The 25,288-nt window shown below is 47.9% G+C and carries 28 protein-coding genes and 1 pseudogene; 15 read left to right on the forward strand and 14 right to left on the reverse strand.

The window, feature by feature from the left end; genetic code table 11:
- Positions 1-15: 15 nt before the first annotated feature.
- Both mutL and FEK30_RS07330 read right to left on the reverse strand, forming a co-directional pair.
- Entirely contained in the window at positions 16-1,722 is a 1,707-nt protein-coding gene (mutL, locus tag FEK30_RS07325; protein ID WP_138072647.1) for a DNA mismatch repair endonuclease MutL, read from the reverse strand.
- Positions 1,723-1,878: 156 nt separating this feature from the next.
- On the reverse strand, positions 1,879-2,442 hold the full coding sequence (locus FEK30_RS07330) for a Uma2 family endonuclease (protein ID WP_138072649.1): 564 nt from the start codon (positions 2,440-2,442) through the stop codon (positions 1,879-1,881).
- 144 nt (positions 2,443-2,586) lie between these two features.
- On the opposite strand from FEK30_RS07330, the gene FEK30_RS07335 reads away from it, so the two are divergent.
- Complete coding sequence (locus FEK30_RS07335) at positions 2,587-2,817, forward strand: hypothetical protein (RefSeq protein ID WP_099237948.1); 231 nt, start codon at positions 2,587-2,589, stop codon at positions 2,815-2,817.
- Complete coding sequence (locus FEK30_RS07340) at positions 2,810-3,163, forward strand: type II toxin-antitoxin system RelE/ParE family toxin (RefSeq protein ID WP_138072651.1); 354 nt, start codon at positions 2,810-2,812, stop codon at positions 3,161-3,163. Before FEK30_RS07335 ends, FEK30_RS07340 begins: the two co-directional genes overlap by 8 nt.
- A gap of 18 nt (positions 3,164-3,181) precedes the next feature.
- Here the strand turns inward: FEK30_RS07340 and FEK30_RS07345 are convergent, their stop codons facing one another.
- The 6 genes from FEK30_RS07345 to FEK30_RS07370 form a co-directional block, all read right to left on the reverse strand.
- Positions 3,182-3,394, reverse strand: a complete 213-nt coding sequence (locus FEK30_RS07345; protein ID WP_138072653.1) for a hypothetical protein — start codon at positions 3,392-3,394, stop codon at positions 3,182-3,184.
- 184 nt (positions 3,395-3,578) lie between these two features.
- Positions 3,579-4,604, reverse strand: a complete 1,026-nt coding sequence (locus tag FEK30_RS07350) for an IS5 family transposase (protein WP_138071033.1) — start codon at positions 4,602-4,604, stop codon at positions 3,579-3,581.
- Positions 4,605-4,667: 63 nt separating this feature from the next.
- The gene (locus tag FEK30_RS07355) at positions 4,668-5,324 is read right to left on the reverse strand and encodes a hypothetical protein (protein WP_138072655.1); all 657 of its coding nucleotides are present in this window, start codon (positions 5,322-5,324) and stop codon (positions 4,668-4,670) included.
- Between the two features lie 91 nt (positions 5,325-5,415).
- Positions 5,416-7,101: a dihydroxy-acid dehydratase gene (gene ilvD, locus FEK30_RS07360; RefSeq protein ID WP_030005899.1), complete on the reverse strand. Its 1,686-nt coding sequence runs from the start codon at positions 7,099-7,101 to the stop codon at positions 5,416-5,418.
- Positions 7,102-7,194: 93 nt separating this feature from the next.
- Positions 7,195-8,424, reverse strand: a complete 1,230-nt coding sequence (locus FEK30_RS07365; RefSeq protein WP_168191131.1) for a Sll1247 family protein — start codon at positions 8,422-8,424, stop codon at positions 7,195-7,197.
- Between the two features lie 408 nt (positions 8,425-8,832).
- Entirely contained in the window at positions 8,833-9,309 is a 477-nt protein-coding gene (locus FEK30_RS07370; RefSeq protein ID WP_030005901.1) for an Hsp20/alpha crystallin family protein, read from the reverse strand.
- 368 nt (positions 9,310-9,677) lie between these two features.
- Here FEK30_RS07370 and FEK30_RS07375 point away from each other — a divergent pair, with 368 nt between their 5' ends.
- The 5 genes from FEK30_RS07375 (at position 9,678) to FEK30_RS07395 (ending at position 14,916) form a co-directional block, all read left to right on the forward strand.
- Entirely contained in the window at positions 9,678-10,661 is a 984-nt protein-coding gene (locus FEK30_RS07375; protein WP_012306284.1) for an alpha-ketoacid dehydrogenase subunit beta, read from the forward strand.
- 40 nt (positions 10,662-10,701) lie between these two features.
- Positions 10,702-12,102 carry a protein translocase subunit SecD gene (gene secD / locus FEK30_RS07380; RefSeq protein WP_138072659.1) on the forward strand — a complete coding sequence of 467 codons (1,401 nt, stop codon included), beginning with the start codon at positions 10,702-10,704 and terminating at the stop codon, positions 12,100-12,102.
- 32 nt (positions 12,103-12,134) lie between these two features.
- A complete protein-coding gene (gene secF / locus FEK30_RS07385) occupies positions 12,135-13,106 on the forward strand; it encodes a protein translocase subunit SecF (protein WP_099237936.1) in 972 nt (323 codons plus the stop codon).
- Between the two features lie 88 nt (positions 13,107-13,194).
- Complete coding sequence (locus FEK30_RS07390) at positions 13,195-13,590, forward strand: hypothetical protein (protein WP_138072661.1); 396 nt, start codon at positions 13,195-13,197, stop codon at positions 13,588-13,590.
- 234 nt (positions 13,591-13,824) lie between these two features.
- Entirely contained in the window at positions 13,825-14,916 is a 1,092-nt protein-coding gene (locus FEK30_RS07395; RefSeq protein WP_138072663.1) for a LuxR C-terminal-related transcriptional regulator, read from the forward strand.
- Here the strand turns inward: FEK30_RS07395 and FEK30_RS17085 are convergent.
- From FEK30_RS17085 to FEK30_RS07410, 4 genes and pseudogenes are all read right to left on the reverse strand, one after another.
- Positions 14,913-15,173 carry a hypothetical protein gene (locus tag FEK30_RS17085; RefSeq protein WP_255448033.1) on the reverse strand — a complete coding sequence of 87 codons (261 nt, stop codon included), beginning with the start codon at positions 15,171-15,173 and terminating at the stop codon, positions 14,913-14,915. The two genes, FEK30_RS07395 and FEK30_RS17085, sit on opposite strands and share 4 nt — an antisense overlap.
- Before the next feature lie 9 nt (positions 15,174-15,182).
- Positions 15,183-15,380, reverse strand: a pseudogene (locus FEK30_RS17090) (HNH endonuclease); the annotation flags it as partial.
- Positions 15,381-15,383: 3 nt separating this feature from the next.
- Positions 15,384-15,656 carry a hypothetical protein gene (locus tag FEK30_RS07405; RefSeq protein WP_012306290.1) on the reverse strand — a complete coding sequence of 91 codons (273 nt, stop codon included), beginning with the start codon at positions 15,654-15,656 and terminating at the stop codon, positions 15,384-15,386.
- A gap of 150 nt (positions 15,657-15,806) precedes the next feature.
- Positions 15,807-17,045, reverse strand: coding sequence for an MSMEG_0569 family flavin-dependent oxidoreductase (locus FEK30_RS07410; protein WP_138072667.1), 1,239 nt, complete (start codon positions 17,043-17,045; stop codon positions 15,807-15,809).
- Positions 17,046-17,448: 403 nt separating this feature from the next.
- Here FEK30_RS07410 and FEK30_RS07415 point away from each other — a divergent pair, with 403 nt between their 5' ends.
- The 7 genes from FEK30_RS07415 (at position 17,449) to FEK30_RS07445 (ending at position 22,548) form a co-directional block, all read left to right on the forward strand.
- Positions 17,449-17,931: an MSMEG_0572/Sll0783 family nitrogen starvation response protein gene (locus FEK30_RS07415; protein WP_012306292.1), complete on the forward strand. Its 483-nt coding sequence runs from the start codon at positions 17,449-17,451 to the stop codon at positions 17,929-17,931.
- Between the two features lie 164 nt (positions 17,932-18,095).
- Positions 18,096-19,103, forward strand: coding sequence for a Nit6803 family nitrilase (locus FEK30_RS07420; protein WP_138072669.1), 1,008 nt, complete (start codon positions 18,096-18,098; stop codon positions 19,101-19,103).
- A gap of 24 nt (positions 19,104-19,127) precedes the next feature.
- Entirely contained in the window at positions 19,128-20,222 is a 1,095-nt protein-coding gene (locus tag FEK30_RS07425; protein ID WP_315862703.1) for an MSMEG_0568 family radical SAM protein, read from the forward strand.
- Between the two features lie 14 nt (positions 20,223-20,236).
- Positions 20,237-20,755 (forward strand): MSMEG_0567/Sll0786 family nitrogen starvation N-acetyltransferase, encoded by a 519-nt coding sequence (locus FEK30_RS07430; RefSeq protein WP_138072671.1) that lies wholly within the window; start codon positions 20,237-20,239, stop codon positions 20,753-20,755.
- Positions 20,756-20,781: 26 nt separating this feature from the next.
- Positions 20,782-21,759, forward strand: a complete 978-nt coding sequence (locus FEK30_RS07435) for a sll0787 family AIR synthase-like protein (RefSeq protein WP_138072673.1) — start codon at positions 20,782-20,784, stop codon at positions 21,757-21,759.
- Positions 21,760-21,764: 5 nt separating this feature from the next.
- On the forward strand, positions 21,765-22,052 hold the full coding sequence (locus tag FEK30_RS07440; protein ID WP_062432560.1) for an MSMEG_0570 family nitrogen starvation response protein: 288 nt from the start codon (positions 21,765-21,767) through the stop codon (positions 22,050-22,052).
- Between the two features lie 4 nt (positions 22,053-22,056).
- A complete protein-coding gene (locus FEK30_RS07445) occupies positions 22,057-22,548 on the forward strand; it encodes a TolB family protein (RefSeq protein WP_138072675.1) in 492 nt (163 codons plus the stop codon).
- Between the two features lie 24 nt (positions 22,549-22,572).
- Here the strand turns inward: FEK30_RS07445 and FEK30_RS07450 are convergent, their stop codons facing one another.
- Positions 22,573-22,995, reverse strand: a complete 423-nt coding sequence (locus tag FEK30_RS07450; RefSeq protein WP_012306298.1) for a hypothetical protein — start codon at positions 22,993-22,995, stop codon at positions 22,573-22,575.
- 168 nt (positions 22,996-23,163) lie between these two features.
- Here FEK30_RS07450 and FEK30_RS07455 point away from each other — a divergent pair, with 168 nt between their 5' ends.
- A complete protein-coding gene (locus FEK30_RS07455) occupies positions 23,164-24,216 on the forward strand; it encodes a tocopherol cyclase family protein (protein ID WP_138072677.1) in 1,053 nt (350 codons plus the stop codon).
- On the opposite strand, the gene pdxA is transcribed toward FEK30_RS07455, so the two are convergent.
- Positions 24,146-25,222, reverse strand: a complete 1,077-nt coding sequence (pdxA, locus tag FEK30_RS07460; protein ID WP_138072679.1) for a 4-hydroxythreonine-4-phosphate dehydrogenase PdxA — start codon at positions 25,220-25,222, stop codon at positions 24,146-24,148. The genes FEK30_RS07455 and pdxA overlap by 71 nt on opposite strands.
- Positions 25,223-25,288: the final 66 nt, after the last annotated feature.

Genomic DNA, 25,288 nt, shown 5'->3' on the forward strand with positions numbered 1-25,288 from the left:
AAGGTCAATTAACTTTTAAAATACTCTTTTTTCGGTAATGCCATGGCTTTTACCCAAAACCCAATGGCGACGGAAAAAACGATAAAGGGATGTTTCTTCTAGGGCCAGATAAATGGGTCGTCCATGGGGGCAAGTACTGGGATTTTCGCACCGTTGCCAACGATCAATAATTGTTTGCATGGTCGGGAAATCTAGCGGTGTGCCATTACGGACAGCAGTCCGGCAGGCGATCGCCACCTGGGCGGCATCGAGATCTCCCCCTAGACTGAGTTCTAGTAAAGCTGCTTCTAAGTCAGGATTATCTTGCAAAGCGCTCGGAATGGTATTCACTCGCCAAATATTTTCCCCAAAAACTTCCAGTTCAAGGCCAATATTCTCTGTTAATTGCTCGATTTGTTTAGGAGATAAATGGTTTAAAAGTATCGGTTGGGAGAGAGAAACTAACTGCCAATTTTTGTGTAAATCTTCATAGATTGCTCGCTCATCGGCAATGTGCTGTTCCACGAGCCAAATCCCCTCGGTATGCTCCACTAAAATATAGGTATTGCGCGCTTGACCAATCACTTTTAAGGATTTTTTTAATGGATTTTCTGAGTGAATATCGGCTTGTTTTTCTGATGATTTAAGTGAATAACTTTCTGATTTTTCTGCGGCTTGAATGAGATTTAAAACCCGTTGATTTTCGACACGCGGCAAACTCACTTCACTAAAACTTAAACTTTTGGCGATCGCCTGAGGGATGATCTCTTGCCAGAGGGCTTGATTTTGCAGATAAATTTCACTTTTTGCAGGGTGACGATTCCAGTCGATTTGTTCTGGTGGTACGTGGAGATGGACAAAACAAATGGGATGGCGATCGCGCGGCAGTGTGCGAGAAAAAGCTTTCATTATTGCCTGTTCTAAGGCCGAAAATCTCACGATTCGTCCATTAATGCCAAGCTTTAACCAGTCAGCTTGGTGGCGGTGACAACGGTCTGGTAAACCAAGCACTAATTCCAAACGGCTTTGAGAAAAACTAGGCAGATGTTCTGATAGAAAATCTGCGGCTTGATAGCACCGATAAAGTAAGTCTTGAATATTAATTGATTTCAGCAGTTGCGGCAGAATATCCTGGGCATTTTTTCCAGCACTAATGGCAAACCAGGGTTGATTATTTTGGGTCACTTGCCAAGTAATTTGTGGCTGACACAAAGCTAAATGATAAATAATTTGCTGGGCGGTTTTTAATTGCTGGGCGATCGCTGGTAAGGCATGGCGTCGCACCGGAAAGTTCTGAAAAATGTCTGTCACCGCCACCATCGTTCCCACAGCCATCGGCTTGAGTAGTGGTTCCGAAACATGATTTTGCTGCACCATGAGTTGATAACCGGGTTGCCCATCTTGACAACTGGCAATGGTCAGCTTCGTCACCTGGGCAATGCTATGGAGGGCTTCCCCCCGGAATCCGAGGCTTTTGATGTGGGCTAAATCTTGGCGATCGCCAATCTTACTTGTCCGGTGGGGGAGGGCGCACTGTTGCAAATCCTCCAGATCCATTCCTTGACCATTATCTACAACGCGAATTTGCCAACGTTGGGGCTGAATATCGATGTTAATGCGTGTCGCCCCGGCATCAATGGCATTTTCCGCCAACTCTCGCACCACCGCCGCCAGGGAATCAATCACTTCACCAGCCGCAATTAACTGGATGACATCATTAGGGAGTTGTTTGATATTGGCCATTTAGTGCTGAGTAATTATTTATTTTTGGCGATCAAGTTATGGCTAAGATCTCAGTAATTTAAGACCAGGCTTTAATAACTTAGCACTCACTTTTGATGAAGATTGAAAATTTTTATGGAAAACTATTTTATCTTCAAATCAAACATCAGAAAATAATCACAACCCCATTTTTAGCCAACTAAACACCTCAGCGGCGGTCAAGGTTAAGGGAATATTCGGTAGAATCTTGAGTGCATCTTCTTGCGTGAGCAGTTGTGGTTGTTGATTAGGCTGAAAAATTAGAATTGATCGATCGCCTGGATCAATCAGCCATCCCAACTGACAGCCATGCTCTAAACAGTACAAAATATTGCCAGTGACTCGGTTGGGGCTTTGTTCAGGGGAAAGAATTTCAATTGTCCAATCTGGACACAGCAGAAAATTATCTGGGACTTCACCATCTGCTTCCAACGGGATGCGTGACCATTGAAACACCGCAATATCAGGAACAATAGAGCGATCGCCAAAGCTACAGCGCAACTCTGGAAAGGCATAGGCAAGTTGAGTTGTTTCAGTAACAGCATTGATATGATTGCTGAGTTTTAACTGAAGACGGCTATGTTTACCCTTTGGCATTGGCTTTTGGTAGATGGCACCATTGATATATTCGCTTGCAGGTTTTGTTTCAGGACGTGCTAAAAAATCTTGTAATGATATCTGTAGTGAAGTTAAAGCGGTCATAATTTCGCTCTATCTCAAGAATATCCATAGTCTAACATTGACATCTTCTGATTTCTGCCATTGACACAGGAGCGGTCGCTAACCTGATGACTAGAGTTGTAGAAAAAGCTTTGTATAATGTAGAAAATAAGAAAGCGCGAATCTATGCGAAGTATTTACCGTCTCAAAGCCGATGAACTTAATACAGATTTCCTTGAAGGCTTAAAACTTATTTTCAAAAATCAAGAAATAGAAATTATTGTTTCGGCTGTTGGCGAGGAGCTTGAAGCAGATACTTCTGAAGTAATTCAGGCTAGTTTGAAACAGGCTTTACAAGATGTAAAAGCAGGGAAAACAAGACCGATTTCAGAGCTTTGGACAGGAATTGATGACTAAAAAAAAGCAAATTTCTATAGAGTTTGCTGATGAATTTCAAAAAAGGGTCCGCAAGCTTTTCAAAAAATATCGTAGTATCAAACAAGATCTCACACCGATTATTCAGCAGCTACAAAATGGGGAGACTCTAGGTGATCGCCTGTCTGGTGTTGACAATAATGCTATCTACAAAGTTCGCGTCAAAAATTCTGATATTAAGAAAGGCAAAAGTGCTGGCTATCGAGTGCTTTATTTATTGAAAAAGGAAACAAAGATTATCCTCTTAACTATTTACAGTAAGTCAGAGCAAGCAAATATTTCGACGAAAGAACTTTTAAGTATTTTACAGGATTTTTATGGTGAGTAGGCGAGCGTCCTTTTAATTTTATTCTTCTTCATCTTGTTTTGGTTGAGGCAGACACTTTGGATCTAAAGATGCATTCATTGAAATGGAAGAAGAATCTTGAGACATATTCAAATAAGCCTCATATAAACTTGATGAATTTTCAACTAATCTTTGAGATTCTTCTATTTTGTGAATAAATTGCTCATAGTTAGGCACCCAATATTGTTCAATTGCTGGAACGATGCTAATCATATCCGAAGGTGAAGGACAAGCCCAAAACAAAAAGCCCAAAGCCAATCCTTTTACTTTAGGGAACCTCGAAATTTTCAAAAAATGGATAGGCTTTGAGAAAAACTATCAGTCACAGCATAAAAGCAAAAATATTTGCTCATATGATGTTGTCAATTCACCCTATTTGCCTCCATTTTTTTTGATTTTAGGCACAAGATTGCTGCAAGTAGACGTACCGTCGGAAGTTGTAGGCTAAGTTCTTCAGGGCAATTTGTGTCTCAATACGAGCATGACCAATCACCCTTTCCATCTTGCCCCCCATAGAGGTCACAAAAGTACCAAAGATATGCTCCACTCTCGAACGGACATGAGAGCGTTCTTTATTTCTGGCTTTTTGTGTCTCACTTAGGGGATGATTACGGTTCCCCTTCTCATGAATATGACTGTCCATACCCATCAGTGCTAATACTCTTTCCCGTACTTGGATTTGGTAAGCACTGTCTGCCCAGATGCCATCCCCTCTATTACTGCCATCCAAGACTGCCGCAAACATTTGACTGTCATGCACTGAAGCTGCTGTCACTGCATATTTTCTGATGAGTTTATATTTCACATCGACATTGATGTGGTTCTTGTAGCCAAAGTGATTCTCCTGATTTTTCTTTGTCCAGCGAGCATCACAATCCTTCTGTCGCTTTTTCCTGGGCTTATCTTTCCAGTCTTCGGGAATTTTGCCTGATTTCACTACTTCATTCTCTTCCCGACGATTGCGCTGTCTCGGTACTGGGATGAGTGTTGCATCAATTATTTGTCCTTCTTCTGCTTGATATCCTTGTTTTTGCAAATAGCCTTCAAATTTCTCAAACAGTGCTGCCGCTAGCTTTTGCTCTACTAGCTTTTGTCTAAATAGCCAGACTGTTGTCGCATCTGGTACTTTATCTTCGATGCCCAAACCGACAAACTTCATGAATGATAGCCTGTCATTGACTTGATATTCTAGAGCTTCATCACTAATACCGTAGAGCCTTTGCAGTATCAGCAATTTGAACATTCGTACGGGATCTATTGCTTTCCTGCCCGCCTTACTTTTTCTCTCTTTTGGTTGAACCTGATTGAGAATCTCTCTAAATTCTTCCCAAGGAATCCATTCATTGAGCTTGACGAGGATATCTTGTTTCTCCTCCAAATACTGATGTCGTTTTTCCCAATCCCAGAATCCTAATTGACTCATCTTGAGACACTGCTTTGGCGATACTTTGGTATCTATGATCTCATATTCTTGCTTCGCTTCAAGCTATTTTTCGAGATCCCCTTTATTAAATGTTGTTTTCGGTTGATCTTCTAAATCTATAGATTTTTCAGCAAGAAGAAGATCAGTCATCATAGATTTTGCAACTTTTTGTAACCCCTCAGTACCGTCAATTTGATATCGACTAATCACTCTTAAAATTTCATTTAGATGACTTATGAGTACATTTTTGACATTAGAAGGTAGTCCTGATTTATCAACATCATCTAGAAGTTGATTGATTTTTTGAGCGATTTTTTCAAGGTCTTCCTCGTCAACAGTCTTTAATTTGTATGCTGAATAATAATAATTGGATAAGTTATCAAGCAATAAAATATAATTAGCGTTTTTTAAAAAAGTGCTGAATTTTTGCCAGGGTGTATTCCAGATATTATTCTCAACAAAAAATCGATTAAGTTTTGTGATTGACTGCAAAGATTCTTGCAATATGTCCTTTTCCATTGTGGGAGATGATCTGAAGCTATTTACTTCATTGGCTGCATTAAATAAAATTCCATAAAACGTAATAACGCTATCTGCGTTTACTGGCAATTTTATTAATGGCAAAATTACATCCTTCGCTGCACTATCTGTCTTTCCTGATTTAATAGCTTCCTTGAAAATTCTCTGTAAAGTTCTAAGCTGACTTGATTGTTGAGTCATATTAATAAAATGGAGAAGAAATTACTTTCTTCTCCATATCATAAACTATCTTATAGTGAAGCTAATTCGTTAGTCTAACTGCAATCAAATATTAGAACAGATCGATGTCTGTTACTGCACCTTTACTACTGGTGGAAACGATCTTGGCATACTTCCCAAGGACACCACGCTTATAACGAGGTTCACGGGGTTTCCAAGCAGCGCGACGTTTTGCCAGTTCCTCATCAGAAACATTGATTTGCAACAGTTTTTCGTGGGCATCGATGGTGATGCTGTCCCCTTCTTCCACGAGGGCAATATTGCCACCCACAAACGCTTCCGGGGCAACGTGACCAACCACGAGACCATAGGTTCCGCCAGAGAAACGACCATCGGTGATCAGACCGACAGAATCGCCCAGACCCGCACCAATAATGGCGGAGGTGGGCGCTAACATTTCCCGCATCCCGGGGCCACCCTTCGGCCCTTCATAACGAACAATCACCACATCACCAGCAACAATCTTGCCAGCCAGGATTGCATCGAGACATTCTTCTTCGGACTCAAAAACGCGGGCGGGGCCAGTGATCCGGGGATTTTTCACGCCGCTAATTTTCGCGACGGAACCTTCTTCGGCTAGATTGCCTTTGAGGATCGCCAGGTGTCCTTTTTCGTACATTGGCTTATCCCAAGGACGAATCACATCCTGATCGGGAGAGGGTTCGCTGGGAATATCGGCGAGGGTTTCAGCGACGGTTTTGCCAGTAATTGTTAGACAGTCGCCATGGAGAAGACCGTGATCCAAGAGCATTTTCATCACCTGGGGAATGCCGCCCGCCTTGTGGAGATCGGTCGCAACGTAGCGACCAGAGGGCTTGAGATCACAGATGACAGGGACGCGCTGGCGGATCGTTTCAAAGTCATCGATGGTCAGATCCACACCGATAGTATTGGCGATCGCCAACAAATGTAAGACCGAATTTGTCGAGCCGCCCACGGCCATAATCACAGAAATCGCGTTTTCAAATGCCTTGCGCGTGAGGATGTCCTTCGGCAGGATCTGCTTCTTGATCGCATTGACCAAAACGCGTGCCGACTCTTCCGCACTGACAGCTTTTTCTTCGTCTTCGGCAGCCATGGTCGAGGAGTAGGGCAAACTAATCCCCATCGCCTCAAACGCCGAGGACATCGTATTGGCCGTGTACATGCCGCCGCAGGAACCCGCCCCCGGACAAGCATTTTTCTCAACGGCTAATAATCTTTCTTCGTCGATTTTTCCGGCGCTAAATTCACCGACTGCCTCAAACGCGCTCACAACTGTGAGATCTTCCCCGTCTAAATGACCGGGTTTGATCGTGCCACCGTAGACAAAAATTGCGGGAATATTCATCCGGGCGATCGCCAACACTGCCCCCGGCATATTCTTATCACAGCCACCGATCGCCAGCACCGCATCCATGCTCTGGCCATTACAAGCCGTCTCAATGGAGTCAGCGATCACATCACGGGAAACCAAAGAATACTTCATCCCTTCAGTACCCATGGAGATCCCATCACTAATGGTGATCGTCCCAAACATCTGCGGCATCGCTCCCGCTTCCCGGATCGCCTTATCCGCTCGCTGGGCGAGGTCATTGATTCCCATATTGCATGGCGTAATCGTACTGTACCCATTCGCCAAGCCCACAATTGGTTTACTAAAATCATCATCCCCAAAGCCCACAGCCCGGAGCATGGCGCGGTTTGGGCTGCGCTGATGACCTTCGGTGACTACCCGGCTACGTCGATTGTCGCTCATAACAAATAGAAATCAAGATTTACATCAAAATAACCTTTCTATTGTCCTTTTTTTTCGAGCTTTTGGATAGGGACTGCCTCAAGTTAACCACGACTACTCAGGCACAACCGGGCAATACTGGGGAGCCGTCAGCACCAACGCCAAAATAACCTGAACCGTCTCAAAAAAGCCCATGAGCCACTGGCACTCTGCCTTGGGCTGGTCTTGATATTGTCCGAGCAGAAGATTGAGGGCTTGCATCAGTTCACCATAGGTTTCTGGCGCGACCAATACCAATTTCAACAACAAAATACTGTGGGTTAAATATTCCCGCTGAATCATTAAAACGGGCAGAGGATGGGATAAATCTTGCAAATGTTCAGGATTGAGTAGGTAATGGATCAAATTGCGGCAAACATCAGTAATCAGCGCCCGGTCTAGGGTGATACTGTCTCCTGCGAGATAACACTGTTTCAGATGTTGCAAAATCTTATCGGGCAGCCACTTCAAACGGCGTGGTGAAGTCATGGCACAGAACAAATAGTCAACAAAATAGGGTTGCCAAGTGACAAAGGTGTGTTCATCTGTCTGAGCTAAAAATTGCGTGGCAATATCAGGGTAACTGGGCTGCTTTTTAACCACTAAACGGTGAATCAGATTCAGGGTTACATCTTCAATGAGGGTAGGATTTTTAATGGCCTCTCCCGTCGCTGTCATTTTTCCCTTCGTTGACAGGTACATTACCAAGCGGTAGCGATAGCGGTTATTAAATAGTTGGTAAAGCAGCTTAGAGGCCCGTTGTTGTTCGGGGGAAGATTGTGGATCTGTCGCTTGGGCAAACAACATAAAACCCACGTAGCGATCGCCCCAAGTCCGTTGATTTGTCTCACTAGGAGGAGCCAAGACCCGCAAGACCCGACATTCCTCACTCTGAATAAATCCCCGTAGCCAATCCTGAAATCGTTCTGTGGTCAACGACGCATCACCCGTCTGCGATGTGGGCGTCAACAGCAAATGGGCCAGTTGAGTAATGTGCTGGATGCTTTCTTGATTAAGGCAAGTTTCGATAAATAGATAACAACACCGTTTAAGAACCGCAATAAATCCCGTGCGCCGATTGCCAATAATCAGCTGATAACTTGCTTGTTGCAAGGGTTCTGGACATTGGGCCGTGTCATAACCAACGAAAAACCCTTGAAATAACCCCAAGAACTCATCAAGGGAAGCGGTTTGTAGCGTTTGGGCAAAGAAATCAAAAACAACCTGTTCCGGGGGGATTTCTGGCTTCGGTAACGATGATTCTACGGGAGCTAAGGAGGTTTCAAAATCACGGCCTGGAGTCATGTCCGGGATCATCTCTGTTGATTGCAGTACTGTCTCTTCCGATGATACATTGGCTCGCCCTGATGGGTCAGTCTTTGGGCTGCGGCGAACCGATTTCGACGTGATCGGCCGTAGGTGGTTCAGTGGCAACAGTTGCTTCATGATGTTTCTCCCCCCGGCAATCCCCAGTTTTCTTGACTACCTCCATGATAAAGTTCCAGGTCTGTTGAGCATTGCTTTCTTGGACAATTCAAAGAAAAGCTTTATACTTCATTGCTTCTTTAGATATATAGCCAAACTTTATTGTAAATTCACATTGGCGCAGGCTCTGTCAGTTACTCAAAAAAACAATGGCCTCCCCGAATTTTCGGGGAAGGCCAGCACAGTGTTTATGATTTGACGGCGTCATGGAAAATGACAGTCCGTGAACTATTCAGTCGGTTCTTCGAGAACTTTTTGAGTTTCGGGGCTTTTACCCAGTTGTAGTTTGACAACTTTTTTCGCTGCGGGAACAACTTTGGGCAGCTTCAGGGTAAGAATGCCATCTTTAAATTCTGCTGTGGCATTTTCGTGGTCGACGGCGACCGGAAGCGCAATGGTGCGGTCAAATTTTCCATAGCGGAATTCAGAATGATAGCAGCCTTCATCTTCTTTTTCTTCTTCGTATTTATATTCCCCGGAGAGGCGGACTGATTCACGGGTCAACTGAATATCGATATCGTCAGCGGCAATGCCAGGAAGGGCGGCTTTTAAGGTTAATTCTGCGTCCCCATTGAGTAGCTCGACAGAGGGACGCCAGGGGGAGCGACCTTCCCCTTGCCAGCCGGCAAGTTCATCGAGAATGCGATTCATTTGGGTCTGAACTGTTTCTAGTTCAGAAAACGGCGAGAAATGTACTAAAGACATATATGACCTCCTAAGAGAATCGACTTCTTGCTACATTTTTATTGTCTACTATCTTCAAGGGATTTGTAGATGACAAAAACCGTATTTTTTTGGTGGAATTACCGCAGAATTGCTGTTTTTTTTGGGATTACAAATTGCATTTTTTTAGGAAAATTTTAAGGGTTTTTCGATCACCATTGGGGCTGGTTGGCCATTCCCCCCGCAAAAGGCGATCGCCACCGGACAGAGCCTCCCTGCCGATGGGGTTTCTCAATCCGGCCCTAGAGCCCTAAAAATATTGGCTTCGATCCCACCTAGATTGATGGCGCAAGAAAGGCTCAGGAATGATACGATGTCACTTGCTGCGATAGGTTTTAGAACGATTTCATATGGCGGAAACTTTACTTTTTAATGCGCTGCGTCAAGCTATCGATGAAGAGATGGCACGTGACGAAACTGTCTTCGTTATGGGCGAAGATGTGGGTCATTACGGCGGTTCCTACAAGGTAACGAAGGATCTTGCGAAAAAATATGGTGACCTGCGCGTTCTGGATACACCCATCGCAGAAAACAGCTTCACCGGGATGGCTGTTGGCGCTGCCATGACTGGACTGCGGCCGATCATCGAAGGGATGAATATGGGCTTTTTGCTGTTGGCCTTTAACCAAATTTCCAATAACGCTGGGATGTTGCGCTACACATCCGGCGGTAATTTCACAATTCCGATGGTGATCCGTGGGCCTGGGGGGGTCGGTCGGCAGTTGGGGGCTGAACACTCCCAGCGTCTAGAAGCCTATTTCCAAGCTGTCCCTGGTTTGAAGATCGTCGCCTGTTCCACCCCTTACAATGCCAAAGGTTTATTAAAAGCGGCGATTCGTGACGAAAACCCCGTGCTTTTCTTTGAACACGTGCTGCTCTACAACTTGAAAGAGAATTTGCCCGATGGGGAATATGTGCTGCCCCTCGATAAGGCGGAATTGGTACGGGAAGGGAAAGATGTGACGATTTTGACCTATTCGCGGATGCGTCACCATTGCACCCAGGCAATTAAAACCCTCGAAAAACAAGGTATCGATCCAGAATTGATTGATCTCATCTCCCTGAAGCCCATCGACATGGAGGCGATCGCCAAATCCGTGAAAAAAACCCACCGGGTGATCATCGTCGAAGAATGTATGAAAACGGCGGGGATTGCGGCGGAAGTGATGTCCTTGATCAACGAGCAACTGTTTGACGAATTAGATGCCCCCGTAATGCGTCTCTCGTCCCAGGATATTCCCACCCCCTACAACGGCACCCTGGAGCGACTCACCATCGTCCAACCGGACAACATTGTCGAAGCAGTGCAAAATATGTTGGCCCTGAACGTCTAAACACCAGCGACCAACTGCGGTTCATCCTCCTAGATCCATCATGCAAAAACAACGGTTAATCATAGTTGCAATTCTTTTTTTGGTGGCGATCGCCATCACGATTTTGACAACCTTACCCCTCCAGCTCGGTCTGGATCTCAAAGGTGGTGCCCAATTGACGATCCAGGTACAACCCAATGCCGAAGGAGTCGTCGTTGAGGCCGATGATACAGCTGCCGTGAAGCGAGTCATCGAAAATCGCATCAATGGTCTAGGAGTGGCCGAACCCATCACCCAACTCGTGGGGAACGACCGGATCCTCGTGCAATTGCCTGGAGAAGACCCTGAGCAGGCTGAACGGGTTCTCGGTGGCACGGCCCAGCTCGAATTTCGGCCCCAAAATCCTGGTACTGAAGCCGAATTCCAAGAAAAGTACGCCCTCCGTCGTCAACTCGACGCCCAGTTAACCAGCCTCCGTGGTAATGAAAGCCCTGCCGCTAGCGACGCCGAAATCGAAGAATTAGCAACCAATATTGACAGTCTCGATCAAGAGATCCTCGCTCTGTTTGAACCCGTTGGTCTAGTCGGCGAATACGTCACCAATGCCCAACCAGCCCCCACCCAAACGGGCAACAGTTGGCAAGTCTTTCTCAATTTCAATAGTGAAGGGGCCGAACTTTTTGCAGAAATCACAAAAGGCCTAGCTGGTACAGGCCGGAGTGTCGGTATTTTCTTAGATGATGCTCTCCTCAGCGCCCCCACCGTTGGCCCAGAATATACTGCCCAAGGGATCGCCGGGGGCAATGTGACCATTACCGGCAACTTTGACATTGATACCGCCAGTGATCTCGCCATTCAGATTCGGGGTGGGTCGTTACCCTTCCCGGTGGCCGTGGTCGAGAACCGTACCGTAGGGGCAACCCTAGGCCAAGATTCCATTCGCCAAAGTATCTATGCAGGGATTGCGGGCCTAATTCTGGTGTTGATCTTTGTGGCAGTCTATTACCGTTTGCCAGGGCTGATCGCAGATGTGGCGTTAGTGGTTTATACCCTCCTCACTTTGGCCTGCTATTCCCTTGTGGGGGTTACGCTGACGTTACCGGGGATTGCTGGTTTTATTCTCAGCATCGGTATGGCCGTGGATGCAAATGTGCTGATCTTTGAGCGCACCCGGGAGGAAATCTATAAGGGGAATACCCTATACCGAGCCGTGGAATCGGGATTTTTTAACGCTTTCTCCAGCATTCTCGACAGCAATGTCACCACTTTGATCGCCTGTGCGGCCCTCTTTTTCTTGGGTTCGGGTTTGGTAAAAGGTTTTGCGTTGACCTTGGCGATCGGGGTGGGGGTAAGTATGTTTACGGCAGTGACTTGCAGCCGTACTTTACTGCTGCTGACGGTATTGGGCTTACCGGCGGTGCGTCAAAATCCCAAGTTGTTTGCGCCCAAAGCCCCCAACTAATTTCCTTTGCCCTCTAGTCTGTTGTTAACCCGATGACTTTTAAATTTAGCGTCATTAAACAGCGTCTCCTTTGGTGGTCCATCTCGGCGATCGCTATCCTTGCGAGTGTGTTGTTTATGGGCATTTCCTTCAACCAACTCCAAGCACCCCTCCGACCCAGTCTCGACTTTGTTGGGGGCACAAAAATCCAAGTGGCCCTCGACTGTACGGTGGCTGGCAACTGTACTGATCCTTTAGAAACAGCGACAATTCAAACCGTGGTGAATAACCAGGGAGTCGGCAGCAGTACGGTGCAAATTTTGGGCCAAGAGCGGACAACGTTTTCGGTGCGGACACCGCAGCTTGATGTGGATCAACGCAGCCGTTTGCTCGACGCCCTAGAATCCGAAGTGGGCGCCCTAGATCCTGGCACGATCCAAATTGACTCGGTGGGGCCAACCATTGGTCGGGAATTGTTTATCCAAGGGATGCTCGCCCTCCTGGTTTCTTTTTTCGGGATTATTGTCTACTTGAGTATCCGCTTTCAGTTCGATTATGCGCTGTTTGCGATCGCCGCATTGTTCCATGATGTGCTGGTCACGGCTGGCGTCTTTGCGCTACTCGGTCTGGTGTTGGGCGTTGAAGTAGATAGCCTTTTTCTCGTGGCCCTACTGACGATTATTGGTTTTTCTGTGAATGATACGGTGGTTATTTATGACCGCGTTCGTGAGAATCTCAAGGCCGACGAGGGAGACAACATCGATCAAGTTGTTGATCATTCCGTCCAGCAAACCCTGGGCCGTTCGATCAATACCACCCTTACGACCCTATTGCCGCTGGTGGCGATCTTTTTGTTCGGTGGTTCGACCCTCAAGTTTTTTGCCCTCGCCTTGATTATTGGGTTTATTTGCGGCTCTTACTCTAGTATTTTTGTCGCCAGTACCCTCTTGGCCTGGTGGCGTAACCGTAATGGCCAACCCCCCACGGTCACCAAAGAAGCGGTGAATGTCACAGAATTGTCCTAGCCATTGCAGGGGAACTTCCCGGTAACGGCGGCAGCAATCCCAGGATTTGGCCTGACCCACTCGGTAAAGATGTTTAGGGTGAAAAAATATGGGCGATCGCCAACTTCAGGAAGCACCAACAGACCATCATTTCAGTCCCTTGGCCCGCAAGCTGGTGCGGTTCACTTTCTTCTGGCGTTGGCTATTGGTCGCCTTGCTGTGGCTGATCTTGGGGAGCTACGGCATTTGGGCGTTGCGGGGAGAATTTGCCCTCTGGCGCGACCATCTCACCTGGGCCGTGGTGCGTTTGAGCCTCGGTTACCATTACTGGGCGAGCGTTGCCTTGACGATCTGTGTCGCCTATACCTGTGCTGTTTTGGTTTGGCATAGCCAGAAATTAACTCAAGGCTGGTCTCAACGGGAAAAATATCGTTTCAATCAATGGGCAGAAAAATTAACCCGAAATCAGCAGCATTGGCTTTGGTTTTTCCTAAGGCGTTTATAGTGTGATTTCAGCCATCTATAGGGTGTCAAAAGAAAAACAGCCAGCATTCTCAAATACGCCAAATTACTGAAAGCCGCTCTTCTGGGAGAGCGAGTCGCTGAAACTTTTCTGGATTAATCCCCTCCAAAGTTCCAGATAATTGCGGGTTTCTGTACTAATGTTCACTACTGACTGACGTAGGTGAGCTGGCTCGCGTTAACTAGAAAAAGAACTTGTGCTTAATTTACCGATGCCGTGCTTGATTCTGCTTGCTTGATTGTTGATTTGCAAAAGGTTCAGCGCATTACCCAGGGCATTTCCGGTTGTCTGGAACCAACGCTGATCGCCAAACGTTTAACCGAAGCATTGATTAAAGACTTTAATTGCGCCTTTGCGCGAATTTGGTTAACTGAGCCAGATCAACAATCGCTCCGGTTAGTGGCTTCATCAGGTCTGTCTGAAAACATTAACGGCAGTTTTGCACGGGTTCCCATGGGCGCCTATAAGGTCGGAAAAATTGCCAAAAATGGAATTCCATTCCTGAGTAATCAACTGGCGGAAGAAGCTTGGGTAAAAGACCGTGACTGGGCGATCGCCAACGAAATTCAAGGTTTTGCGGGTTATCCCCTTGCCAGTCAACAGCGAATTATTGGTGTGTTAGCAGCTTTTAGCCATGAAACTTTTTTACCAGAATTTTTAGAGGTTTTGCAGGTGCTGTGTATGGCTGGGGCGATCGCCTTAGATGCCGCCCAAAAAAGTCCCCAAGATCCCAGCAAAAGCCAGACAAGAGAATCTCACCCCCTCTCGGATCACCTGGGCAGCCTTTTAAGTACCAGCCAGCTTAGTTTGATTGGTACGGAACGACCTCTGACACCAAGTTCGACCTATCTCTTGATTAAAACCGTAGAAATTCTCAATCAATTCAACTGTCACTATTGCCGACTCATCTACGGTGATACGGAAATTTGTCTCGAAGGGATTATCGCTGCCCCTACCCCGACGAAAAACACAGGGCGATCGCCCTTTGCCGACATTGAATTTTTCGTACAAACCCTTGGGGGGAACTGCGATGTCGGGATCAACGCCCAGGAAGCAGTTCACCAAATTCGCCTTACTTTGCCCTATGGAGCGACCACCCAAGTCTACAAATCAAAAGAATCACTATCCCAACGGGAACGTCAGGTTTTAGCGCTCCTCACCAAAGGGCTGCGCGATCGCGACATTGCCCAGCAGCTCCACATCAGTGAAAGTACCGTAAAATTCCACCTAAACCGCACCTTGAGTAAACTACAAGCTAAAAACCGCTACCAAGCCATTTACCAAGCCACAAAACAAGGTTTGATTTAAACGCGATCGCTAGTTCCACTATCCCCCAACAGCCGATCCAATTTCGGAGGATGTCGCCCAACATCTCGATCCGCTTGCCGAATCAACAGAACGCGCTCCCGATTCATATCTAATCTGGCGATCGTTGCCCGCCCAATTTCTGTTAAGCCTACCAAAATAACTCCATCTTCTGCCCAAACAAAATGATCAGCCCATCGATCACAACGCGGGTTAAACAAGCGAACTTCCGCCCCTGACAGCAGATCAATTCCTGTCACAAAACTTGACTTTTTACGATTGCAATGAAAACAAGCCAACGCCAAATTTTCCACATCATCCGAACCGCCCCGAACCTGTGGAATGACATGATCAATCGTGAAGCGAACATACTGCCATAACTCCACCCCATGGCAATACTCACATAGACCCTTAGCCCTTGCTCTGACTTTATTTTGAATTTTTTCTGGAAGTGGTGACCTACCCATTTCCTATGCCACCATGCTCCCAGCAGCAGCATTACGAACTGTCCGATTCACAAAACTCAAATAATCATCAATTTCTTCATAACAGTCCAATTCTTCCTCCTCAGCCTCGGTCAATCCTTCAGACTGCTGCTTCTCCAACAAAACTTCAACCCGCGCCTGTACCTGTACTGAAGCTCGAAAAATCAGAACTCCTTCCACCAAATCAAGCTGAACAGCACCATCAAGCGGTATGGAATTCGACAAACGTTGCAGCACAGGAAAAGCAGAAGCAGCCATAATGTTTAAATCGAAAAACTATGATCATCATAACTTAGTAAACTGCTCGCCACTAAGTCAGGAACTCGGTTTTTATTTGATTGAGGAAGTTTAGAATTCCTAATGAACGTCTTTCAACTGAAACCGGATTAATAATCCTTCGTTCGGTTGTTAAGCAGAAGCCGGAACCAAAAGCCTTGCTGTAATTTGTGTCGCCAAATATTCTGCATCGCGAGCGACACCGGAAAAACGACCAGAGCCCCAGGTATAGAGCCAGGGCAAACCAAGGAAATATAATCCGTCTACGGCAGTTACCCCTCGGTCATGTAAGGGTTCTCCCAATTCATTAAAGATGGGGAGATCAATCCAACTAAAGTTTAAGCGAAAGCCCGTCGCCCAAATAACTGCACCAATATTAGTTTCTTTGAGGTTGAGGGATGATGGTTCTAATTCTGGCTCCCAGACGGGTTGATAATGGGCCTCTGGGGGAGCAGTGAGGTGATGATCAGCAATGAATTTGTCAATATTCCGTTGAATGCGCACCACGGTGGCATCAGCCTGATCTAAATTTTGTTTTAAATCGTTCCCAAAGTGGAGAGTCTGCCCGGTAATACTTTGCAAGCGACCATAGAGGTGCATTCCCTGTTGGGCAAAGCGGCGCAGATCAATATCGCGGCCCCCATCCCGGCCTGTGACGTAGTGATTGGTTTTATGACGCACCATTTCTTTTTGGGGGTGCTGGTCAATGGGGAGGTCGTAATAACCCATGCGTTCGAGCCACTCCACCACATCCTTCCCCCGATAGCGGCGCGGCGCCCGGGGCGCACTACCGGTAACAAGGTGAACTGTTTTCCCTGCTAAATGAAGATCTTCGGCAATTTGACAACCCGACTGGCCAGTGCCCACAATCAACACTTCATCGGGAAGATCCTGGGGATTTTTGTATTGTACGGAATGGATTTGCTGCAACTCACGGGGCAGTTGGGCGGCGATGGGCGGAATTTTTGGAATGTGGTATCCCCCCGTGGCGATCGCCACTTGATCAGCCGTGTAGTTACCGATAGATGTTTTTACTGCAAACTGGGTTCCAGACGAACTTACTTTTAAGACGGTTACTCCCTCTCGAATTGGCGGATTAAAAGAGCGGGCATAGGCTTCTAAATAAGCAACAATCTCTTCCTTGGCCATAAAGCCATTAGGATCAGGCCCTGCATAGGAAAAACCAGGGAGCCGACATTGCCAATTGGGGGTCACTAAACAAAAGGAATTCCAGCGTTCATTACGCCACGCATGACCAATTTTGTGTTTCTCAAAAATAAGGTGGTCAATATTGTTTTGCTTGAGGAGATAGCTGAGGGCAAGTCCTGCCTGGCCACCCCCAACAATTATTACCGGGTAATGGGTCTGCATTGCCGTTGCTCTTAAGTGGATTTGCTTTAACTGTAAACCCGCTCAATTCTTTTTCTTGTAAGGGTTGTTACCGATCCCAGCGGTTTGTGATTACCCATAGGCGATCGATGAATTACGACCCAGTAGCTGCTATTTTGGTGGCCTAACCTAGCAAAATCAATAGTTCTTTTTAGGACACAGTCACTATCCTCTAATCAGGACAAAACCATTCAGATAGCTATTATCAAACAAGCTTGAGTCTAGCTAAAAAGACAATCCAGAAATTGGCTTTTCAATCAAAAAACTATTCCTTTAAACAGAAGGTCTCCTTTTGTCAGCAATGATACAGGTCGCCTTGAATTCTCCCCTTAAAGTGAGGCACAACTCAACACATTAAAACCTAAAAACTAAAGGAAAATCTCCCATGCCTGAAGTAACAATCCCTGCCCATCAGACCGGTGACTTTCTCGTCGATTACGAAGAAAAGGTTTTTCCTGATGTCCAAGCAGAGCCCGGCGAAAAAGCACTGATCACCTTTCACACAGTGGCTTTTGAAGGTTCTATTGGTTTAGTTAATTTATTACAAGCGAGTCGCCTCATTAAAAAAGGATTTGAAACGTCTGTGCTACTTTATGGCCCTGGGGTAACTCTGGGGGTTCAGCGGGGCTTTCCAAAACTCGGCGATGAAGGTTTTCCGGGGCACTTAGCCATGAATGATCGCCTGGTCAAGATTATGGAATCTGGCGGAAAGGTCTATGCCTGTCGTTTTGCACTACAAGCTCTTTATGGCCACGGAGAACCTTCTTTGATTCCTGGTATCCGCCCGATTAATCCCTTAGATGTGATGGATTTGATTTTAATGCATCGCAAAGAAGGGGCATTTATCCTTGATACTTGGACGATGTAAAAACAAAGGTTTTACTTCCGAAAATTCCCGAAGAGTTTACAAGAAAAATTTTTAGATTTTTTTGCACTCTTTAAAAGCTTCCGAGTCTTTAAAAAAGTTTTGTTGGAATATTTTCGGTTACCAAATCCGTTTTCCGTGAGTTTGTTATTTTTCCGGTAGCGATTATGCTTGATTACTCGAAAACAATTCGGGCGGCAGCAGCACAAATTAGTCCGGTTTTGTTTAGTTGTGCAGGTACGACGGAAAAAGTGCTGGAGACAATTACCCAGGCGGCCAAGGAGGGCGTGCAGTTGATTGTCTTTCCAGAAACCTTTGTCCCCTACTATCCTTACTTTTCTTTTATCGAGCCCCCTGTGCTGATGGGGAAAAGCCATCTCCAGCTCTATGAGCAAGCAGTCACAGTCCCTGGCCCAGTCACGACAGCGGTGGCTGAAGCGGCTCAATCCCATGACATGGTCGTGGTTTTAGGGGTGAATGAACGGGAGGAGGGTTCCCTTTACAATACCCAATTGATTTTTGATCACGATGGGACATTGCGCCTTAAGCGCCGCAAAATCACTCCCACCTACCATGAGCGAATGGTTTGGGGCCAGGGAGATGGGGCTGGTTTAACGACGGTCGATACGGCTGTGGGCCGTGTGGGTGCTTTAGCTTGTTGGGAGCACTATAATCCCCTTGCTCGCTATAGTCTGATGGCCCAACATGAGCAGATCCACTGCGGTCAATTTCCGGGATCTATGGTGGGGCAAATTTTTACGGAGCAGATGGAAGTGACCATGCGCCACCATGCCCTTGAATCCGGCTGTTTTGTGATCAATGCAACGGGATGGCTCTCGGCAGAACAGAAGACCCAATTAACCAGCAATGAAAAGATGCACAAAGCCCTTAGTGGTGGTTGTTATACGGCCATCATTAGTCCTGAAGGTAAGCATTTAACGGCTCCGATTTATGAAGGGGAAGGTTTGGCGATCGCCGATTTAGATTTCTCCCTGATTACCAAACGCAAGCGAATGATGGATTCGGTGGGACATTACTCCCGTCCTGATCTGTTCCAGGTGCAACTCAATAGCGAACCTTGGGCCACCCTCAACGCGAGTTCCTTGCCCTTTCCCTCAGAAGTAACGCCACTGCCGAATACCCCGGCCCCAGACATTACCGCCTCCTGTCCCTAACTTAGTGTGCCATCACCAATCCCTATGACTATGCCCATAGATAAACAACGTCTGATTACAGAACTCCAGTCCCACGGTCTCCGCCTGACAGAGACCACAATGACTGGACGTCAAGGGGGGGCAGGGCCTTCGGATCACCGGGCAGTGACCATTGGCGGGACCACCGTGATGGTTCCTATCTATACGAATACCGCTGGGCGATCGCCTTACCATGCCATCCTAGATTCCCAACAGGGTGAAGCCAAGCTCCAGAAACATCACCAAGACATCGCCCCCATTACCCTGCAAGGACGTCCCAAATTTTACGATCTAGAAACAGCAGAGGGAATTCCCTACTGGAAAATTGCCCTTCTCCATAGCAACAATGTCCTCGCCACAACGGTGCAACAAACCTGTATGCGCTACCGGGACGAAAGTACAGCCTGTCAATTTTGTGCGATCGAAAAATCCCTAGAAGCAGAACAAACCATTGCCCGCAAACGCCCGGAACAGTTAGCAGAGGTTGTGGAAGCGGCGGTGCGGCTCGATGGCATTGAGCAGGTGATCATGACCACAGGGACTCCCAACACAGGCGATCGCGGTGCAGCTTACCTGACCAAATGTGCCGCTGCCATCACAGCAAAAGTCGATATTCCTATCCAAGCCCAATGTGAACCCCCCGCTGATTTTGTTTGGTTTGAGCGCTTAAAAGCCGCTGGTGTCGATAGTTTAGGAATGCACCTAGAGGCCGTTGATCCCGCAGTCCGTGCCAAAATCATGCCGGGCAAAGCGGAAGTCCCTGTTTCCTACTACTACCAAGCCTATGCAGCGGCAGTGCAAGTATTCGGTTGGGGCCAAGTCAGCACTTACCTTTTAGCGGGTTTAGGCGACAGTTTTGCGACGCTTGTGACAGCAGCAGAAAAATTAGTCAGCCTTGGCGTTTATCCCTTTGTGGTGCCTTTTGTCCCCATTTCTGGCACGCCCTTAGCAACCCATCCAGCCCCTGATCCAAAGTTTATGTTCGCTCTCTACCAAAAGGTGGGTCAGATTCTCAAGGAGGCGGGAATGTCTTCCCAGGCAATCAAAGCCGGTTGTGCAAAATGTGGGGCCTGTTCAGCATTGTCTACCTTTGAAAATTAGGGAGGTTACGGGAGATGAGTCGTCAACGATTTCAGTTTGAACTCGCCCAGTCTGCGGCGGAAATTCGCGCCTATTTTGCCCTGAGACGGGATATTTTTTGTGAAGAACAGGGGATTTTTAACGGTAATGATTTTGATGATCTCGATCCCATTGCCTATCCGATTGTCGCTTTGGACAAGGGCTCATCCCCCCAGAGTAAGGTGGTTGGGGTTGTGCGCATCTACGAAAGTGAGCCCCAGGTTTGGTACGGTGGTCGCCTGGGAGTCCAGCCAGAGTTTCGGCGAGTGGGACGCATTGGGAAGGGATTAATCTACAAAGCGGTCACAACGGCCCATGGTTGGGGTTGTACCAAATTCCTCGCTACGGTACAGCTACAGAATGTGCGTTTTTTCCAGCGGCAACATTGGCATTCCCTGGCGGAAATGGACATTTGCGATCGCCCCCACCATCTCATGGAGGCAGATTTAAACTTTTACCCACCGGCAGTGAATCCTCGACCCCAACTTGACCTGGGGACTTGGCTCGTTTCCTAAAGGAAAAAATAATCGAAATACTTGGCGTGAACATCACTTTACCCCAGTTGGCAGAGACCCTACGCCACAATCTGGGCCTTTTACACAAACGAGATATTCAACTCGCTTCCCGGCAATTTCAACGGCAATTTACGGCCCAGGGGCAAGCCATTCGCCTGGGGGATGATTGTGCAGCCATTCCCGACCAAGCTGGTTTTCTCCTTCTCGCCGCAGAGGGCATGAGCCCTGCATTGGTGCAGCAGGATCCGTGGTTTGCGGGCTGGTGTGGGGTGCTCGTGAATGTCAGTGATATCTATGCCATGGGGGGACGACCCTTGGCGGTTGTGGATGCTCTGTGGGCCTGTGGAGATCAGCAGGCGCGGCAGATTTGGGCCGGGATGCAGGCAGCGGCAGAAAAGTTTCAGGTACCAATTGTCGGGGGTCACACCAATACCCACAGTGAATATGATGCCTTGGGGGTCGCGATCCTCGGTCGGGCAAAACAGCTGATTACCAGTTTTGATGCTCAGGTGGGCGATCGCCTCGTATTAGTCGCTAATTTTGAAGGGCAACCCCGGCCCCACCTCCCCTACTGTTGGGATGCCGCCACCCAAGCCGATCCAGCGCAACTCCAGGCCCAATGGGATTTATTACCGCTCTTGGCTGAACGGGGTTTATGTAGCGCTGGCAAAGATGTCAGTATGGGGGGAATTATCGGCACAACTTTGATGCTCTTAGAAACGTCTAATTGTGGTGCGATCTTGGATATTGGCGCAGTTCCCTGTCCACCACAGCTCGATTTGCAACAATGGCTCCTCAGTTTTCCAAGCTACGGTTTTTTGCTGACTGTGCCCCCAGAGCAGGTCTCTGAAGTACAGATGTTGTGCAAAGATCAGGGGTTAGTCGCTCAGGCGATCGCCACCATTACCCCAGGCCACACCTTGACCCTTAAACTGGGGGAAACTAGCCTCGATTTTTGGCACCTCGACCATGTTCCGCTCACTGGCTTTACCGGAGGCTCCTAAATTCTATGCCAGCCGTTACTTTTGATATTGTTTGGCCCGACGGCTCCCAGGATCAATTTTATTCCCCCTCCACCGTCGTCCATGACTACTTTCAGGTGGGACAAGGCTACGCCCTGGCGGATTTTGTGCATCGCTCCCAAACGGCCCTGACCCTGGCCAGTAAGCGGGTCGAGCAGCGCTATGGTAGCCCCTGTTCCCTGGCCCTGAGGCAACTCCAACGTGTTGAACAAAAGGCTAGTACATTCATGGATCAACCCAATGCCCAAGTCACAATCTTGGCGAATGATCACTAATCCCATGGGAAAGTTTTGGCCGTTGGCGATCGCCGCTATGGGAGTGATCTTGGGGGGCTGTGGTCGGGCCTTGTTCTATCAGCCCCAGATTGCCACGGGGGGAATTAATAGTAATTTTGCCGAAGAATTTCCGAGCTACAGCGGTGATGGCCGTTATCTCGCCTTTGCCTCAGAACGGGATGGCCGCCGCAATATTTTTCTCTACGATCTCCAGACTAATCAATTAGTTAACCTGCCTAATCTCAACCGCCGCGACTCTAGCCAAGACCAACCGGATCTCAGTGAAGATGGCCGTTTTATCGCCTATGTTTCCACCGAACGGGGCCGCCAAGATGTGTTTGTCTATGATCGCAACCAGGGGCGATCGCAGTTGTTAACGGTGAATTTGCGGGGATCGGTGCAAAATCCCACCATTAGCGGCGATGGACGTCGGGTCGCTTTTCAGAGCAACGAACGGGGGCAATGGAATTTGATGCTGGTGGACGTGGCTCCCTAGCGGGAAATTTCCCCGCAATTGCATCTACAGATCAGAATGGTGCTGGCGTGACCGGAGACGTTTATGGATCGCAGACAGTTGGTCGCGAGCATAGTGAGGACAGTGGGGCACGGGAATATTTACATTCGGCCAATCTGCGAGATCCGCACAGGGGCAGCCATTTTTCAAACCCACCGCATCGAAGGGCATCGGCATCGCACAGCGGGGACAATCGGCAATATCCCAGCGCTCTGAGAGCAAATCCGCGATGGTTTGGGTTGTACCCTGGAGATAACAGTCACGGTTTGCGTTGAGGTCTTGCCAACAGGCCTCAAAATCTGGGGAATATTGATTTCCTTCGAGCACGGTCATCGGTAAAATTTGGCGATCGCCCTTGGGACAAATCACCGGTTTGCCCACCTGAAACCAGTAGGCTAAATATTGTTTAACTTGATTCACGGTCGCCATATATCTATCTTCTTCCTGCTGCATATCAATTCCTAAAGCTACGCCGTCCCCATCGTCCCTATCCTATCGAGAAAAAAGAAGACCCGTGGCGATCGCCTCCGTCTGAGCCTCGAAAAGCAATTTTTTTTAAGATCGTTTTTAGATTTAAGCCCATCACCGCCTTTTTATATGAATTTTTGTGAACCGCCCCACAGTGGCTACCACTGGGATCACCACACCCCCCGTTTCTTTGAAGGTTGGTACTTTCGTGTCACCTTGCCGGAGTTGGGTGATAATTTTGCCTTCATGTATTCCATCGAAGATCCCCTCGGCGATCGCCCCCATAGTGGTGGTGCCGTGCAAGTTCTGGGCCTCCAGGATGAATATCTCTGGCGCACCTTACCGAACGTCAAAAATTTTTGGGCCGATCATCAACGCCTCGCCCTGGGCCATTGGCGACATTGCCCCCCCAATTTAAAACCCCAACCCCTCGCCCCCAGGGTTTTCCAAGAGAAAATTCACGAAGGCTACCAGGCAACGGCAACCCTCAACCAAGGCCGTATTATCGACCCAGTCAGCGGAGAAATTTGCCAGTGGCACTACGAAACAAAGCCGATCTACGGTTGGGGAAGGCCCGCTAAGCCCACCGCCAATTGGTATTCTTTTTTGCCCATTTACGATCCCGGTTGGCAGGTGTTGCTGGCCCATGGGTTGAGTACGGGTTGGATCGAATGGCAGGGCAAACGCTATGAATTCAGAGATGCCCCGGCCTACAGCGAAAAAAATTGGGGCAAATCTTTTCCAAAGGCTTGGTTTTGGCTCAATTGCAATGCTTTCAAAGAAGAAAAAGATCTCGCCCTCACTGCCGCTGGTGGCATTCGTCAAATTTTAGCGAGGGAAGAGGAAGTGGGCTTAATTGGCATTCACCACCACGGAAAATTTTATGAATTTGCCCCCTGGACAAGCAATCTTACTTGGCAGTTTTCGCCCTGGGGAAGTTGGGAAATGACCGCAGGCGATCGCCAAGGCTTTACGGTTCATCTCAGTGGGAAAACCGACCTACCGGGACAACCCCTGCGAGCACCGACCCACACGGGCCTACGGTTTTGTTGCCAGGATACTCTGCGGGGCCAAATTTCCCTCGAACTATTCGCCCCGGACAAAACGCCCCTCATCCAAGCAACGAGCGATCTGGGGGGGTTAGAAGTGGGGGGACAGTGGTGGCGGCGCGATTTTGGCTAATGTTGGCGGCCAGTTTGATCGCTTCTTTCATGCTGGTGGGATTGGCGCTGCCTTGACCGGCAATATCAAAGGCGGTGCCGTGGTCGGGGGAAGTCCGAATAAAGGGTAAACCGATGGTGGTGTTGATCGCGTAGTCAAAGGCCATTAGTTTCACTGGGATTAACCCTTGGTCGTGGTAGAGAGCCAGATACGCATCGGCGGCGGGTTTGAATTCCGGCTTACCATACCAAGCTTTGCCCGCATTCACCCACATGGTATCCGGAGGATAAAGCCCTAACAGAGTTGCATTGGGATATTTTTGTCGCGCATCTTCTAGCCAACCGTTAAGCCAGTCCAGTTCTTCTGTACCTAGTTGACCATTTTCGCCACTGTGGGGATTTAAGCCGGCGATCGCCACCTGGGGATTTTCTAACCCAAAATCCTGCTGGAGCGACTCTAAAAGAAGACTAAGTTTCAAATCCATCAGCCCTGGATTCAAGGTTTCCGGCACCGCTTTTAGGGGAATGTGGGTCGTCGCTAGCAGGCTCCGCAATGTCCAGCCTGTATAGGGCGATTTGCCAATAAAAGCCATGCCATAGCGGGTGGTTTGGCTCTTTTGGGCGAGAACCTCCGTTTGGCCGGGGTAGTCGTGGCCTGCTGCTTTCCAGAGGGATTTAGCAATGGGGGCGGTGACAATGCCCGAAAATTCTCCCTCCAGGGTTTTTTCAATCGCCGTGTCGAGGTACTGGAAAGCGCGATCGCCTGTTTCTACCGAACCTTCCCCCCAGGTGAAATTTCTCAGAAATTCATTGCCACTCGGTTCGACAATCTCTAACTCACTGGGATCAAGGAGATCAGATTCCGTCCGAGTTTTGAGGTGCTGATAGGTTTTTTCGAGCAAGGGGCGATCACCAATGACCCTCATCGGACAAAGCGCTCTAATTTCTGGATCCGCCAGAGCTTTTAAAAGTACCTCTGGGCCAATCCCGGCCGGATCACCAATAGTCAAAGCGAGGCGAGTTTTCATAGGGGAGAATAGTCAATAAATAAAAAAATCCTCCCTAGAGGGAGGTGCCAAAGGCGGAGGGTGTGA

Origin of the sequence: Picosynechococcus sp. PCC 11901 (assembly GCF_005577135.1) — a bacterium.
Lineage (GTDB): Bacteria > Cyanobacteriota > Cyanobacteriia > Cyanobacteriales > MRBY01 > MRBY01.